This window comes from Xanthomonas euroxanthea (assembly GCF_900476395.1).
Taxonomy (GTDB): domain Bacteria; phylum Pseudomonadota; class Gammaproteobacteria; order Xanthomonadales; family Xanthomonadaceae; genus Xanthomonas; species Xanthomonas euroxanthea.
This window is the reverse complement of sequence record NZ_UIHB01000002.1, coordinates 914,569-930,076: the sequence shown is the minus strand read 5'-3', so window position 1 is coordinate 930,076 and position 15,508 is coordinate 914,569. Positions and strand designations below refer to the sequence as shown.

Here is a 15,508-nt window from a genome sequence, read left to right as displayed (position 1 = left end):
GCAACACTTGACCCTCAGCCTAGAAAGCGCAATCCTTCGATTGTGAAGGCGAAGTGGGCGGGGCCTTGCAGGGCCCCGTCGCGTTTTCCCGGCGATGCGGTGGTTCAACGGTGGCGGCGATTACTGGTCTGAGGCGTCTTCCTTTTAAAGTGATCGAGGGGTTATTCGTCCGCAAACTGTTAGTGCGCCGCTGGTCGAGCGGATGGCCTTCATTCGCAGTCAAAAAGGTGGCGACCCGGTTCCGAGCTGACCAGGGCTACATTGCAGAATCGCCGTTGCGCGAATCAACGCTCTTTGGCGATAAGCCTCACTCAACATGAGCGCAACTGCATTACTTGCCGACGCTAGCAGGCAGGCGGCTCTCAAGCAATACCCGCGTTAATTCAGTAAGTTAGGTTGCGTATATCACAACAAAAGTTGGTGCCCGGGTTTACAGTCTCAGATAATTTATAAGCAACGTTGTGATGTGCGTTAGTACAACGATAGTTGTGCGATTCTAAAGTAGTGACTCGGACTATTTTTTCCACCAGTAATACACTCAATCCGTCAGGCGCGATTTTCTATGCCGTCATGGGTATTTGCCTGATAGCATCGCTGAGCTAAAAATTGCATTTTGTCCGCGTCGTCCAAGCCGCTTCGCCCACTCTAGCTGGGAGACGATGGCAAGAACCTGCACTCACGGCCGACGACCAGGGGCTCACATGCGAGACCTTTGCCTTTTGCGCATATCGCTACATCGCTACCTCACCAAGCGAGATTGGGAGTAGGAGCCTCGCCAGCTGATGGCATCCGCCTATTCTCATAGACGTGAGCAGCACTGCGGCTGTTGCTTGCACGCCCATCTGGCCAGCAGTATCGTTTTCGCAACGGGATGGATTCCACACATTTGTGAATGGTGGTCTCGCAATATGAGACAACTCACAGCGAAGCTGAGGGCTGCTATAAGTACCCGCTTAGGGTGGAGGAGTGTAGGAATGGACGCGATTACGATCGCAAAGATAGTACAGGGTGGAGATATCATCCCGATAGCGGTGTTAATAACCATCGGTGCGGTTCCATTGGTGAAAGGCCTGTTTGCGCTGGTTACCCGAAAGCATCAACGGCGAAAGGAGTTCTTAGATGTATGGAAGACGGACGCACTTCGAAATGACGATCTTTGGCTAGAAGAAGTCATCCAGCACCGGTATGGAGCTACGATACCTGCGCAGCTAATCCGGCATATCGCGCGTTTGAAGTGTCCTTCGCGCAAACTACGCAAGGTCGCCATGACCCCCGATTTCTTTGACTTCGACGACACCCAGGAGAAAATGGCCTGGGCGGTTAGCTGGCGCGGCAGAGACCACCGCATTGAACTTGAGATGATTAGTTGCTTGATTAGCTATATTGTGCTTGCTACGTCCGGATCTGGTCTAATCCTTATTGGCACTCGACAGGATCTATCTGAGGGATTCATTTTTGTCATTGGCGGAGTAGTTTTCTGCGCTGCAGCGTTCAAAACGTTTTGGCACTTTATCTCTCTTCTGGAGGCTCGCTCAACATTGGCATTGGTAAATGGAGTTTGCCGCTTGGGTTTCTGGCATACACTCAAACGCAAGGCGGCGGCCTGGAGCAGCACCCCCTTGAGGAGAAAGCAGGGACCTGAGCAAGTTTTGGGTACTGATTAAAACGAAGCGAGTTCGACGCAGAGCTTACAGAATGGTAAATATTTCAGAAAAAGTGATCGGTGCAAACAGGCGTGAGTAGGTGTTTGAAAATTGCGGCGAATTCAGTAAATTATTATTTTTTTCAGCTGAATTGATCCAAACAAGGGCCAGACGGGTCAAGCTCTGACGTAGAACATTTGATAAGCCACGACAGATAGTCCAGCCAACTGTCGCAGCCCATTGAATTTCTTCCATTGTCCGAAAAGCATGTAATCACTCCTGCGAATTGATAGAAATCATCAGCATGTTTTGGAGGAATGTCTGCCAGAGCGACATTTCCTTGGCTATTAATCAATTTCAATAGGCCTATAATTTCTTCAGACAATTCGATAGGCAAGTGAACCTCTCCTCGCAAATATCCAAGCAAGGCCTCATAAATTTTATTCATAGTTAGCTGAGACGCCATAACCTCCCCCTTAGTAAATTTTTATTTATGCTATGTAGTTCATTAAATTCTCAATAATTTAGCCGGTTAACTTTTTCGCACCAAATGAAAGCCAATGCGGAACCAGCTATGACTCATTACTCTCAAAGCGAGTAATAAAGAATGTCAGAGCGCAAGAGTTTGTGAGCGCAGCTTTCGGAAGAGATACGTGTTCGCCCAAGACAATTTTCAATGCTCTTCGTAGATCCCCGACCGGCAGATTCCGAGGTGCTTTCTCTGTAAATAAGTCTTGCAAGAAAGCATCTAAGATATCCCGAAGTGCTTGGCGGTGTGCTTCAGTGCTCTGAGGACTAGGCTCCGATGTATGCAACATGAGGTGTTCATATGCCTTATCAGACAGCAACAGCGGTCCTATTTCTAAATTGCTCATGCGGGCACGTCCAAGCGAGTTAGCCTTCATCCAATATTCGATTTTGGACTATTTTGCAACTGACTCTAGCTTGCCGGCAACCCACCGGCTAGCTCCATGTCAGGCTTCAGCAAACTTCACCCCTACGGTGTCCTGCTTACCCACTTGCGTCGTATGCGTCGCCATGCTGGATTGACGCAGGTCGAGCTTGCTAAAGCTTGGGGGACTTCCCAGGGCGTCATATCCAAGATCGAAAGAGGTGAAAGACGGCTTGACTTGGTTGAGTTCGTTTCACTATGTAAGGCAATGAGGCTGTCTCCCGAGGAGCAGCTGCGCTCCTTACTTTCAGATTTCGATAGCCTACCGCCCGATGCATGGCAGCGTGAGTTCCGTAGCGACTAGAAAGAAAGTGGCCCACGCGCACTGGAAGAGTAGACAGGCCTTCGTAGTGCATTGCGGGCCAGGTGTGCCCGGGGATCGCGCGGCCAACTGGCGCGTATGCCGACGCTGTAGGCGTTGGCGGCTGCGCCCGAGCAGCAGTATGCGGCCTCCGACGTCCCCCCGCCTTGAGTATCGGTCTGCTTTAGAGTCCTGGGTTGATGATATCGGTGTTGGCCAACTGTTTGGCGTAGGCGGCGGGCGCCAGCCCGCCCAGCACTTTCTTGGGCCGCTCCTCGTTGTATTCCCTGCGCCAGGTTTCGATGATCGTCCGTGCGTGCAGCAGGCTCGGGAACCAGTGTTCGTTCAGGCATTCGTCGCGCAGGCGGCCGTTAAACGACTCGATGTAAGCGTTCTGGTTGAACTTGCCTCGCTGGATCAGACGAAGCTGCACGCCGCGTTCGTGCGCCCAGGTGACCATCGCCTTGCCGCAGAACTCCTTGCCGTTGTCGGTCCTGATCACAGCAGGCAAGCCGCGGCTGAGCGCAAGCCGGTCAAGGACACGGCTCACGCCGTGCCCAGAGATGGCTCGCTCGACCTCGATGGCGACGGCCTCATGGGGCGCATCATCGGCAATGGTCAGACACTTGAGCATTCGGCCTTCGCCTGTGCGGTCGAATACGAAGTCCATTGACCACACATGGTTGGCGGCCTCGGGCCTGAGCACCGGTTGGCGCTCGCCCAATGGCACTTTCTTGCGCTTACGCCGCCGCACCTGCAACTGCGCTTGCTGATACAGCTGCTCCACGCGCTTGTAGTTCACCAGCCAACCCTCCTGCCGAAGCTTGAGATAGATCATCTCCACGCCATAGCGCTTGTGCCGATGTGCCAGCTCCACGCTCCGCTTGCGCAGCTCCACATTGCGGTCTTGGGCAGGCGTATAACGCAGCGCGCTGGCGCTCATGCACAACACTGCAAGCTCACGTCGTTCGCTCAAAGCCCTGACATGCCAATCACGCACCAGCGCACGCCGCGCCGGTGCGCTCACCACTTTTTTCGCAAGGCATCCTTGATCAGGTCGTTCTCAAACCTGCTCAGCCAGCAGCTTCTTCAAGCGCGTGTTCTCGGCCTCAAGATCCTTCAGCCCCTTGGCATCGGGCACACTCATTCCGCCGAACTTGCTGCGCTACAGGTAATAGGAGGCGTCGCTGAAACCGTGCCGCCGGCACAAGTCCTTGACCGCCACGCCGGCCTCAGTCTCACGCAGGAGGCCGATGATCTGTTCTTCGCTGAAACGCTTCTTCATGTCCAATCTCCTGATCATTGGGGATTGGACTCCAAACCTTGGCGCTACTCAAAATTGGGGGACGTCGAGCGGTTGCCTTGTCGTTCTCAACGCGCTACTCATTGCTCCGTGCCAGCTGTCACTCAATGCAAGCTCGGCCACGTCACCGGCCGCGTGGCGCAGCCGCCACAAAGTGCCCATGGAATCCAAGCGGAATCGCGTAAGGCAGCCATGCCTGTGCAATCGGTCCGGCATCGATGTGTTGTGCGTCCAGCACCATCAGTCCGGTGCGTGCGCGCTGGGTGTCGAGCACCGTTCCTACCAGCCAGCCCTGGTCCGGGCGCGTGCTGCCGGGCTTCGCAACGAACACATGTTCTTCGGCCAGTACGTGCGGGCCGTAGCGGTGCACCTGGCGGCAGTCGCGTTCCAGGTCGTAGCCGGCTACAGCGTTGAGAAATGGCGACTGATTCGGGCCATCGATGCAGGGCGCGTACAGGCGTGCGCCCTGCGTGCCTGGAGTGCGGTGGTCGAACAGCGGGAGTTCCAGGTTGTCCACCGGATGCACCTGCCAGTGCGCACGGCCACTGGCCAGGTCCAGATGCAGGCTGCGTAATTGCACCGGCGCCGGCGCGGCCTGCGGGTCGCCGTGCATGGCCGCGCGCATCGGCGAACGGGCTTCTTCCGGATCAGTGTGCACGATGGCGCGCACCACGATGCGGTCCTGCTGCGCATAGGCATCGGCAAAGTGATAGGCGACCGCAAAGTCGGCCTCGAACCAGCGCGGTTGGTCCAGCGCATCCTTGGGCACCACCGCAATCCGGCATGGGGCATCCGGGGTGAAGCGCATCTGCTCGAAGAATGCGCCGTCGCCGTCCAGCCGCCGATACGGCGCCATGACCAGGATCAGATGGCGATCGGTCATCGCAAAGCTGTGCATGTAGGCAGGCGCGTCGGTGTGCAGCATCTGCACGTTGCGCAACGTGGCATCGGCGCCCAGATGCCAGAGCACCACGCCGGTGGAGCCCACCACGCTGATCGAGCCGACGTTCCACATGCTGCCGTCGTGGTCGGTCAATGGGTGCGCGGAAAACGGCATCGCGGCCAGATCCTCGCGCCAGGTGACCGGGCCGAGGGTGTCCAGCGCATCGGGGTCCAGTTCGATCGCAGAACCGGCTTCCCACAGCGCGAACAGGCGGCCATTGAGCATCGTCACCGAGGTGTTGGCGGTGTTGGTATCGTCGTTGTTGCGGGCGGGCTCCATTTCCGGCACGCAGGTGCCGGCAGCGTGATAGAGAAAGCGCCCGGCCTGCTGTTCCTGGGTGAACTTGTGGGTGGCCACCATGCGCCCAAGGTGTCGCACCTGGCCGCCGCCCAGCCGCCAGCGGTGCACCATGCCGTCGCCATCGAACCAGTGTTCGTAGCGGAACCCGGCGCGCTCGGTCCAGGCCGGGCCATTGCGATACAGGCTGCCTGCCAAGCCTTCGGGCAATGCGCCGTGCAGCGTGGCGGTGGCTGGTCCCTGGGTGGGGCTGACGACGCTACGCCAGCCCAGCAGCCACGGCGTGCGCTGCAACCGCCTCTGGAATTCGGCCGCTTCTGCGGCGTGTGCAGGCAGGCTGTGCAAGGCAAAGCCGCCCAGCGCAGCGCTGCCGGTGGCGGCCAGTAACGATTGCAGGAAGCGGCGGCGGTGCATGCGTAGCGCCTTAGCGCATCTGCACGCTGAGGCGTTTGCCGCTGGCCGGCAGGTCAAAGACGATTTCGTCGAAGCTCGGTTTACGCATGCCGGTGGGGTTGTTGCTGAAGCCGTAGCCCTCCAGCGGCATGCCGATCAGGTTGGTGTCCAGCTTGCCATTGGCGTTTTCGTCGTGATTGACCATCACTGCGTAGCGTCCGGGGGCGAGATTCTTGAACTGGACATGCGGGGCGCTGCCTTTGATTGGCACCGTCTGCGCCTGCACTGGTGGCTGTGCGCCATCCAGTTGCGTGGCTGTGGCGATCACTGCAATGCGCAACTGGCCCTGCTGCGAGCGCAGGCCGCTGATGACCACATCCAGATCGGCGGCGTTGACGGCAGTGCTCCCAAGCAGCCCGGCCAGAGCGACAGCGGCGTAAATGCGGGCAAGCATGCAATTCTCCTGGCAACGATGGGGGGGCGCGACGCGCGGAGCCCGATGGTATGCAACGCGCCAACCGGGCAGTGGTGGCGGCCGTCGCAGATCAATCGATGCGCAGCGACACTAGATAGTGCGGTACTCCTCCCGCATGCTTGCGGTGCAGGCAGAACCTGTGTGCGAGCGTGCGAAGCTCTGCGCCTACGCCTCGACCCGGACTTGCTTAGCACCGATGCCGATGAAGTCGCCGTGTAGCTGAAATGCGAGAACGCGCAGCCGCGGAACTCAAGACGACGGCCGCCGCGCCGAGCGCATCCGCGAAGGCAACGACATCACCGGCATGCGCGAACGCCTGGCGACCGTGCACGGCCAGCTCGGCCTTGGCCTTACCCCACTGGCGGCATGCATAAGCATCGCGCAGCATCATGCCCTGCGACTGAAATAGCGGGCACTGGAAGGACTTGGAGCCCACTAGAGTCAAGATGCAATGCACATCTGCCACACGCGTTGCGGCATAGCAGTCAGCTTTGCATCTCTTAGGGGCGAGGTCCGGCATGCATATGGAAGTCCCACCATCAGGCCAAAGCGATCTGCTTGTTCTTGTCCATCTGCCGTGGTCCAGGTGTCCATCAAGTCGCAAGTCGCTATGCTGCGCTGGCCGATCCTGTGCTCCACACATGACACGTGGCCAGCCACTGCTGGGCGTAGTCATATGAGTCTGGACGCGGCGTTGGAGTTCCCTGTCTTTGAACGACTTCGTAGCTCCCAGCCAAAAAACCTATAATTATTGATCGATATTTTCGGCAGCACTCGTGTGTGCCGGGAACATGAGCGGCAACCATCTATTCTCCAAATCTGGAACTGGGCATGCGTCGCGAAGACATCAGTGATCTATCCGCTCTGCTGGTCATTGCGGACGAGGGCAGCTTCACGAAGGCTTCCGCAAAGATAGGCATCTCGCAGTCTGCCCTCAGCCATACCGTGCGTCGTCTGGAGGCAAGGCTCGGCATTCGCCTTCTCAACCGAACGACGCGCGCGGTCACGCCAACAGAAGCCTGTGAGCGGTTGATGGAGAAGGTCCGCCCGCTGATGAGCAGCATCGACTCAACGCTTGAGTCACTTGAGGATTTGCGCCTAACGCCTGGCGGAGCAATCCGGATCACGAGTTCCGAGCATGCGGCCAAGACCATCATTTGGCCAAAGCTGAAGGTGCTCAGCCGAGAGCATCCGCAGCTGAAGGTCGAACTAAGCGTGGACGGCGCGCTGAGGGATATCGTTGCGGAGCGCTTCGATGCTGGCGTAAGGCTTGGAGAAAGCGTCGCTCCTGGCATGGTATCGATCAAGATCGGCCCTCCTTACACCATGGCAGTTGTCGCGTCTCGTGCCTATCTCCGTCGGCATGGAACCCCGCGTGTCCCGAAAGATCTCGCCGCGCACAACTGCATCAACATCCGATTCCCGACGATGGGAAACCTGTTTGCGTGGGACTTGGAAAAAGACGGCAAGGAGTTGAGTCTTAGAGTGGACGGACAACTCGTGCTCAACAATCGTGACTTCATCGTGGATGCGGCGGTTTCCGGGCTCGGCATCGCGTATCTGCTTGATGATCAGGTGAGGCCCCAGTTGGAAGACGGGACCTTGGTGCGACTTCTCAAGGATTGGTGTCCGCCATTTCCGGGGCATCACCTTTACTACTCGAGCCAACGGCAGCTGTCCCCAGGAATGAAGTTGCTCATTGATGCACTTCGTCACGACTGACTGAATAGCTGCCTGCGCGCACAGTTGTTGCGTTCTGTGTAACTCATGCACGGGTCTAATAAGTGATAGCAGTTGAGCGTGTTCTAGTCCTGGCTTGCTAGCGCTAAGGTGTGCCCGAGAAGTGCGTCCATTGAGCTGGAAAGGCCGGCTCTTAGCTACACGCGCATTTGTCGGGTATGCGGCGCATGCAGCCGCACCGTTCTGCTCATCAGCGAGGCGTGGGATCGACTGTTAGAGGTTCTGGCTTCTCAAGCATCGGGCACGGCTGGAGCCAGCAAGTCAATGCGCCATGCCTGACGGTCACGCACTGATGAAAAGCCGCACCCCCCGTATAAGAAAGGAAGAAAAAATGAAGAAGCGAGTCTTGGGCCGCAGTGGCCTTGAAGTATCAGCAATTGGCATGGGCTGCATGAGCATGACTGCCGTGTATGGTCCGGCACCCGAACGCCAGGAAATGATTGCCTTGGTTCGAGCTGCCGTGGAGCGTGGAGTGACGCTGCTCGATACGGCCGAAGCCTACGGTCCCTTCGATAACGAAGTGCTGATTGGCAAAGCCATCTCAGGCATTCGCGACGATGTCGTCATCGCAACCAAGTTTGGCTGGAATATTGACCTCGATACGGGCAAACGCCTTGGGGGTGTCAACAGCCGACCGGACCATATTCGTGCCGTCACCGAAGCGTCCCTCAAGCGGCTCGGCATCGAGACAATTGACCTGTTGTATCAACACCGCGTCGATCCCGAAGTGCCGATCGAAGATGTTGCTGGCACCGTCAAGGAGCTGATCGACGAAGGGAAAGTGAAACACTTCGGGCTGTCCGAAGCAGGCGTCGGAACCATCCGAAAGGCTCACGCTGTGCAGCCCGTGACGGCGTTGCAAAGCGAGTATTCGCTGTGGTGGCGCGAGCCGGAAGCAGCGCTTCTTGCCACGTGCGAAGAACTTGGAATCGGCTTCGTCCCCTTCAGTCCCTTGGGCGCTGGATTTTTGACCGGCAAGATCGATGCACAGACCACCTTCGGTTCCACTGATTACCGTAGTCAGGTCCCTCGGTTCGCTCCTGCTGCGAGGGAGGCCAATTTGGCTCTTGTTGAACTTCTAAAGGATGTGGCGGCAGGGAAGGGGGCTACTCCCGCTCAAGTTGCGCTGGCTTGGTTGCTCGCCCAACGGCCGTGGATCGTGCCCATCCCAGGCACCACTAAGCTCCATCGATTGGAAGAGAACTTGGCTGCAGCAGACCTGGTGTTGGATTCCAGTGATCTGGTATCCATTGATACGGCGGCGCAAGGGATTACATTCCAAGGCGCACGGCTGCCAGAGGCGTCACTGGCAATGATTGATCGTTGATCCTGCCTCTGCCCCAAAGACGCTTATTTTGGTGCAGACATGCGGCGGGGACCCTTCTTGTTGGCTATCTTCCAATTGGATCTCGGGCCGCAGAGTGTGGAACCTCAGAGTCCTGTCAATGCTAAGGAGGCAGGCGAAAGGCGGGCTCCTTGGACCTGTATCTTGGAAAGCGCTGTGTTGAACTCTGATAGTTCAAGAGGAGTGAACTGAACCGCTGCGGCGCCCACGTTTTCCTTCAAATGCGCGAGTTGGGTTGTGCCAGGGATGGGCACGATCCACGGGCGCTGGGCCATCAACCAGGCAAGCGAGATCTGCGCGACGGTAGCGCCCTTCCGCTGCGCCCATTCCCGAGCCAGCATGACGACAGCCAGGTTTGCGTGGCGAGCCGGCTCCATCAGTCGAGGAATGCGGTTACGCAAATCATCCCCGCCGAATTGTGTTGAGTCGTCGATGGCGCCGGCCAAGAATCCGGCTCCCAAAGGTGTGAAGGGCACAAAGCCGATGCCAAGCTCCTCGCACAGGGGCAGCACTTCCGCTTCTGGGCCTCTCCAGAGCAAAGAGTATTCGCTCTGCACCGCGCTGACCGGCTGGACGGTATGCGCACGGCGGATGGTGGCAGCGCTCGCCTCCGACATGCCGAAGTGCAACACCTTGCCTTCAGCAATCAGGTCTTTCACGGTTCCTGCCACGTCTTCGATGGGCACCGCAGGATCAACGCGGTGTTGGTAGAAGAGATCGATGACATCCGTGCGGAGCTTTTTGAGGGACGCTTCGGCGACGGCTCGGATGACCTCGGGACGGCTGTTCACCGTGCGATTGGGCTCTCGACCGAGGTTCCAACCAAACTTGGTGACGACCTTGACGTCTCCTCGGAATGGAGCGATTGCTTCTCCGATCAGGGCTTCATTGTCGTTGGGGTATGCCTCGGCGGTGTCAAACATGGTGACGCCCTGGTCGAAGGCAGCATGAACCAGCTTGATCATCGATTTGCGGTCCTTCGGTTGACCGTAGACGCCCGTCAGCACCATGCCCCCCAAACCAAGCGCGGACACCTCAAGAGCACCCAAACGTCTTGTTCCTAGACCACCTGTGGGCGCGTGCGTCATCTGCTTCCGTGGGGTGGCGATTGCCGACGGAACCAGGCCACAAGCCGCGACCGCCATTCCTGCAGCCAGGATTCTGCGTCGGCTGATCAGTGTGCGAGTCAGATCAGTGTCGTTTTGTTCGAGCATTGGATTTTCCTAGAGTGTGTCGATCCACGGTCCAGGGCGAACGTCAAAGGATCGGGAAGGGCATGGCGTGACAAATGGTTGGGCCGCTAAGCGATCGCCGGCAAGCCGGGCAAGATTTTCTCAAGCGTGATCGGATAGTCGCGAACACGGATGCCGGTCGCGTTGTAGACCGCGTTGGCCACCGCTGCTGCCACACCCGACAGGCCGAGCTCGCCCACACCCTTCACCTTGGTCGGCGAAACCGTGGCATCAACTTCGTCAAGAAAGATGACCTCCTGGTGCGGAATATCCGCGTGGACCGGGACCTCGTAGCTGGCCAGGTCATGGTTGACGAAGAAGCCCAGGCGCTTGTCGACCACCAGTTCTTCGGTCAAGGCCGCGCCAACCCCCATGGTCATCGCGCCAATGACTTGGCTGCGCGCTGTTTTCGGATTGAGGATGCGCCCGGCGGCACAGACTGCCAGCATCCGACGGACCCGTATCTCCCCGGTGACCGCATGCACGCCGACCTCAACAAAGTGAGCGCCGAAGGTTTCCTGCACCAGCTTCTTTGGGAGCTCTGTGCCGAACTCGATGGTGTCCTCAACGACCAGCTCGCCGTCGCGCGCAGCGCTTTGCAGCGGCACGCGCAGTCCTGCCGAGCTGACATGACCGTCAGAGAAGTCAGCCGTTGAGTCCTGAAATCCAAGGCGTTGCGTGACGGCTTCCCGCAGCTTCATACATGCTGCAAAAACAGCAGACGAGGTGCTGGCCGCACCGCGCTGCCCAACAGAGCCAACGGTCACAGGAAAGTCAGAATCACCCAGGCGAACGACGATCTTTTCTAAGGTGACACCCATGGTTTCGGCAGCAGTCTGCGCAAGGATGGTGTAACTGCCGGTGCCGATATCCGTCATGTCTGTCTCGATGGTGACGGTTCCGGAAGCGTCCAATCTGGCGCGTGCGCCGGAATTGCGCGTGCGTGCTCCTCGTATCGCTGAGGCGACGCCCATGCCAACCATCCACTCACCATCGCGCATGCGTCCGGGTTGAGCTTGCCGCTTCGCCCATCCAAAACGCTCCGCGCCCCTCTTCAAGCATTCCACCAGCTTGCGCGACGAGAACGGGCGATCGGGATTGCTAGGGTCGACCTGCGTATCGTTACGAATGCGAAGTTCGACGGGATCCATTCCAAGCTTGACCGCCAACTCGTCCATCGCGGCTTCCAACGCCATCATGCCGGGCGCTTCGCCCGGGGCTCTCATGGAACTGCCTTCAGGTAGATCGAGCTGCGCCAAGCGGGTCGCCGTCATCCTGTTTGCCCCTGCATAGAGCGAAGGCGTCTGGATGGTCGCAGGTTCAACGAACCCGCCAGGCAGATTGCCGTTGAGGGTCTCGTGGCCGATGGCCAAAATGCGGCCAGTGCGATCAGCGCCAATACGCAACCGTTGAATGGTTGCAGGACGATGCACCGTGTTATTGACCATCAACTCACGCGTCAGAACCACCTTGACGGGGCGACCTGCCGCCTTTGAGGCCAGCGCAGCCAAGATCGCATCGGACATTGATGTTGCCTTTCCCCCGAAGCCGCCTCCAATGTAGGGCGAGCTCACATGGACGCTGGCCTTCGGGATACCCAGGGTGGCTGCAATGTCGCGCCTTGCCCAGTCGATCGTCTGCACGGATGTCCAGATCGAAAGCTTGCCATCGGACCAGTCAGCAATGGTCGCGTGTGGCTCCATCATCATGTGGCTTTGGTCGGGTGTGCTATACCGCCCATCAACCGTGACAGGCGCAGCAGCAAACGCTGCGTAAAAATCGCCTACCGCGCCGTCCTGCATCTGCTCGGGTCTGGTCGCTGAGTGTCCCGCCAGCTCTAGGTCAAAGGTGCCGGCCATACGGGCATAGTCAACTCGGATCAGGTGAGACGCAGCACGTGCCTGTTCAAACGTCTCGGCAACGACAACGGCAACCGCCTGATGGTAGTGCTGGACCTCGGGTCCGCCTAACGGCGCGGCATCGATGAAGTTGCCCTTGGACAGCGGGCCGGCACTCTCTGCGGTGACGATGGCGATGACCCCTGCAGCCTTGCGTGCCTGGCTGGCATCGATCGACCGGATGGTGCCTTTGGCGATCTTTGCACCCAGTACATAACCATGCGCCTGATGAGGTGCCACATCATGGCGCTCGGCAGCGTATGGCGCTGCACCGCACGTCTTCGCTGGCCCATCAATGCGGTCGTGCGGCTGCCCCACGATGCGCATGCGATCGATAGGATTGTTGCCCGCTGGAGTCTCGAACTTCATCTGTTGGCCTCACGTCATGGGCAATTGGAAGAGCAGTTCGAGCACACATCGCTACTGCACTGCATTGCTTGGGCTGCTCAGCAGTGCGTGCCACGCCCTGCTGTCCATAAGATGGTCGGGATGGGTCAGCGCGAGAGGGGTGGAACACAACGCCTCGGAAGCGGCGTGCATTGCTTCTTCGCGGGTCAAGCAGCGTCCCCCAGCAAGATGCGTATCTGGGGCAGGACGCATGACCTCCCATTCCCAATCAAGCTGGGCTGGCTCTTGCCAGACCAAGAGCAGCACGGGACAGGCAGATTTATCGATCTGACTTGATGCAGGCTTCGACCAGACGTCGACACCGCCTATTTCCATCAGTTGCCAACCATTTTCGATGAGCACGCTCACTCCCGTTCGATGGAGCATTGAAACCTTACGGTCTTTCGAAGGTAGATAGACCGTAAGGAACGCTAGGATCTATTAGTCATTTTCATCAATCACATGCCGCCTTGCTTCTTGTCACTCAAGCAGAGCATGGCCAGATTCGCGTTGGGCCGAGGACTTTCAGGCGGCTCAAGATGCGAAGCGCGCTGATACGCCCAGGGTTCCGTAGACACTCAAGACCCTCGTTGCGCGTAGCGCCGTTCAAACTCTACAGGGGACAGGTCGCCAGTTGAACCATGACGGCGTTGTGGGTTGTAGAACATCTCGATGTAGTCGAACACCTCGGCGCGTGCGGCGTCCTTGGTGGGGTAGATCCGCCGCCTGATTCGCTCGCGTTTGAGCAGACCAAAGAAGCTCTCCACCGGTGCGTTGTCATGGCAGTTGCCACGCCGACTCATGCTGCACACCAAGCCATGGGACGCCAGGAAACTGCGCCAGTCATCGCTGGTGTAGACCGACCCTTGGTCCGAGTGAACCAGGCAACCAGCGCTGGGTTTGCGCCGCCACACCGCCGACAGCAAGGCCTGCACGACCAACTCGGTATCGGCTCGATCGCGCATCGCCCAGCCGACGACCTGCCTGGAAAACAGATCGATCACCACAGCCAGGTACATCCAGCCTTCATGCGTCCGGATGAAGGTGAAGTCGCTCGCCCAGGCCGTGTCCGGCTCGGTCACGTCGAACTGCCGATCCAGCAGGTTGGCTGCCGCCATGCACGGCGTTCCGCCATGGAAGCGCGGTTTGCGGCCATAGCCCACCTGGGCACGCAGCCCATCGGCGCGCATCAATCGATGCACCCGATGGCGACTGCAACGCTCACCCAGATCGCGTAGATCCTTGGCAATCTTGCGATGCCCATAGACACTGCCGCTGGCCAACCAGTGGTGCTTGATCAGCCCCTGCAGGCGTTCGTCTTCCTTGGCGCGTTCACTGTCAGGCGACTTTAGCCACGCGTAGTATCCAGCCCGGTTCACCCGCAAAACCCGGCACATCGCGCACACCCTGAATTCTTCGCGGTGGACTTGCATGAAGAGGTACTTTGCCTTTACCCCTTGGCAAAGTACGCGGCGGCCTTTTTTAGGATGTCGCGCTCCTCCGTCACCCGGCGCAACGCGATCTTCAGCCGCCGGACTTCGGCGCTCTGGTCCGCCTCAGCGCGCTGTACTACGCCGGGCTTGCCGAACTTGCGCAGCCAGGCGTACAGGCTGTGCGTGGTGACACCCAGTCGCTCGGCGACCTCTGCCACCTTGAACCCACGATCGGTCACTTGCCGGACCGCCTCGATCTTGAACTCATCCGTATACCGCTTACTTCTCATGGACACCTCCGAATCAGCCATTTTCCATAGCCTTGAGATGTCTAGGAAACCCTGGGCGTATCACACGCAGGCGCCCTGCTGCTCCAGACAGGACGGGACAGGGCGCGACCACCCGGCGGACCGACGTTAATGGGTCCAGATGAAGGCGTGCCCGTCCCGGCCAACACGTGCTGGCAGCTTGACGTGGCAGAAGAAATGAGGGAGCCTAAACCTACGGATGTTTAGTGCTTCCTACCTCTCGTTCTTTCGAGAGGCCAATGCCCTCGTTGACGCGGGGGCATTGCCATTTCCAGGGGTCAGAGAGGGCGGTTTCAGCTCATGCTCGGGGATTCCTGATGGGTTGGGAAATGCGGCTAGCCGCCGGACGATGCCTTCGCAGAATCCACGAAGGCGGCAACATCTACGGTGTCGGCAAACCAGCCGCGGCGCTTGGGCAGCAGGAACATTTGGAAGGGCAGAGACCCGCGTGCGCGTGCCTTGGCTAACGACGCAGTGCTCTTGTACCCAAGGATCCTGGCAGTCTGGGCCGCAGACAGAACAGCACCGAAGGTGCGCAGGTACTTCGTTTCGAGTGAGTCTTCGGACATGTGCCGTGCTCAGTCGCGGCGGGGTCGCGCAAGGTCGCGCACTGACAACGACTCTACTCGTGCGCGCCACTCCCTGCAATATTCCTAAGATATTGATTGCAAGGGAATTAATTGCGGCAAATAAGGCGTTGAAGCACTTTCAAATCGCATGGTTGGGAATGCGAAATTGCCCCGGTTGGGATTTTGGGTTGCAGGTCCATTCCGGTGGCCAAGTGGGCCCGGATGATGTCACCCGCTGCATAGAAGCCACCCATGGCAGGGACGGCGGCTCCGGACGCAACGCTTCCGC

12 protein-coding genes and 2 pseudogenes are annotated in these 15,508 nt (G+C 58.6%); 5 read left to right on the top strand and 9 right to left on the bottom strand.

The genetic code is table 11. The features are described 5' to 3' along the window. Nucleotides 1-974: 974 nt before the first annotated feature. Nucleotides 975-1,664, top strand: a complete 690-nt coding sequence (locus tag CPBF1521_RS11385; protein WP_147295446.1) for a hypothetical protein — start codon at nucleotides 975-977, stop codon at nucleotides 1,662-1,664. A 121-nt stretch (nucleotides 1,665-1,785) separates the two neighbouring features. On the opposite strand, the gene CPBF1521_RS11380 is transcribed toward CPBF1521_RS11385, so the two are convergent. Beyond that, nucleotides 1,786-2,091: a hypothetical protein gene (locus CPBF1521_RS11380; RefSeq protein WP_147295445.1), complete on the bottom strand. Its 306-nt coding sequence runs from the start codon at nucleotides 2,089-2,091 to the stop codon at nucleotides 1,786-1,788. A 523-nt stretch (nucleotides 2,092-2,614) separates the two neighbouring features. Between CPBF1521_RS11380 and CPBF1521_RS21820 the strand changes: the two genes are divergently transcribed. Beyond that, nucleotides 2,615-2,899 carry a helix-turn-helix domain-containing protein gene (locus CPBF1521_RS21820; RefSeq protein WP_115677004.1) on the top strand — a complete coding sequence of 95 codons (285 nt, stop codon included), beginning with the start codon at nucleotides 2,615-2,617 and terminating at the stop codon, nucleotides 2,897-2,899. 181 nt (nucleotides 2,900-3,080) lie between these two features. Here the strand turns inward: CPBF1521_RS21820 and CPBF1521_RS11370 are convergent. The 3 genes and pseudogenes from CPBF1521_RS11370 to CPBF1521_RS11360 all read right to left on the bottom strand — a co-directional run bounded on the left by CPBF1521_RS11370 (nucleotide 3,081) and on the right by CPBF1521_RS11360 (nucleotide 6,286). Then, a pseudogene (locus CPBF1521_RS11370) lies at nucleotides 3,081-4,181 on the bottom strand (IS3 family transposase). A 142-nt stretch (nucleotides 4,182-4,323) separates the two neighbouring features. Beyond that, nucleotides 4,324-5,853, bottom strand: coding sequence for a carotenoid oxygenase family protein (locus CPBF1521_RS11365; RefSeq protein WP_115677003.1), 1,530 nt, complete (start codon nucleotides 5,851-5,853; stop codon nucleotides 4,324-4,326). Between the two features lie 10 nt (nucleotides 5,854-5,863). Then, nucleotides 5,864-6,286 carry a DUF2141 domain-containing protein gene (locus tag CPBF1521_RS11360; RefSeq protein ID WP_235858437.1) on the bottom strand — a complete coding sequence of 141 codons (423 nt, stop codon included), beginning with the start codon at nucleotides 6,284-6,286 and terminating at the stop codon, nucleotides 5,864-5,866. 274 nt (nucleotides 6,287-6,560) lie between these two features. Between CPBF1521_RS11360 and CPBF1521_RS21890 the strand changes: the two are divergent. The 3 genes and pseudogenes from CPBF1521_RS21890 to CPBF1521_RS11345 all read left to right on the top strand — a co-directional run. Then, nucleotides 6,561-6,679 (top strand): annotated as a pseudogene (locus tag CPBF1521_RS21890) (sensor histidine kinase); the annotation flags it as partial. Nucleotides 6,680-7,138: 459 nt separating this feature from the next. Then, nucleotides 7,139-8,029, top strand: coding sequence for a LysR family transcriptional regulator (locus CPBF1521_RS11350; protein WP_115677002.1), 891 nt, complete (start codon nucleotides 7,139-7,141; stop codon nucleotides 8,027-8,029). Between the two features lie 349 nt (nucleotides 8,030-8,378). Then, nucleotides 8,379-9,374, top strand: a complete 996-nt coding sequence (locus CPBF1521_RS11345) for an aldo/keto reductase (RefSeq protein WP_115677001.1) — start codon at nucleotides 8,379-8,381, stop codon at nucleotides 9,372-9,374. A 104-nt stretch (nucleotides 9,375-9,478) separates the two neighbouring features. On the opposite strand, the gene CPBF1521_RS11340 is transcribed toward CPBF1521_RS11345, so the two are convergent. The 5 genes from CPBF1521_RS11340 to CPBF1521_RS11315 form a co-directional block, all read right to left on the bottom strand. After that, the gene (locus CPBF1521_RS11340; RefSeq protein WP_201798632.1) at nucleotides 9,479-10,480 is read right to left on the bottom strand and encodes an aldo/keto reductase; all 1,002 of its coding nucleotides are present in this window, start codon (nucleotides 10,478-10,480) and stop codon (nucleotides 9,479-9,481) included. Nucleotides 10,481-10,692: 212 nt separating this feature from the next. Beyond that, nucleotides 10,693-12,891, bottom strand: coding sequence for an aldehyde oxidoreductase molybdenum-binding subunit PaoC (gene paoC, locus CPBF1521_RS11335; protein WP_115676999.1), 2,199 nt, complete (start codon nucleotides 12,889-12,891; stop codon nucleotides 10,693-10,695). A gap of 51 nt (nucleotides 12,892-12,942) precedes the next feature. Continuing rightward, nucleotides 12,943-13,272, bottom strand: a complete 330-nt coding sequence (locus tag CPBF1521_RS11330; RefSeq protein ID WP_147295444.1) for a hypothetical protein — start codon at nucleotides 13,270-13,272, stop codon at nucleotides 12,943-12,945. Nucleotides 13,273-13,487: 215 nt separating this feature from the next. After that, nucleotides 13,488-14,632, bottom strand: a protein-coding gene (locus CPBF1521_RS11325; protein ID WP_115676997.1) for an IS3-like element ISXac3 family transposase whose coding sequence is annotated in 2 segments (ribosomal slippage) — nucleotides 13,488-14,395 and nucleotides 14,395-14,632 — 1,146 coding nt in all. Because the reading frame shifts where the segments join, the coding sequence is not laid out codon by codon here. 353 nt (nucleotides 14,633-14,985) lie between these two features. Then, entirely contained in the window at nucleotides 14,986-15,219 is a 234-nt protein-coding gene (locus tag CPBF1521_RS11315; RefSeq protein ID WP_102789238.1) for a hypothetical protein, read from the bottom strand. Nucleotides 15,220-15,508: the final 289 nt, after the last annotated feature.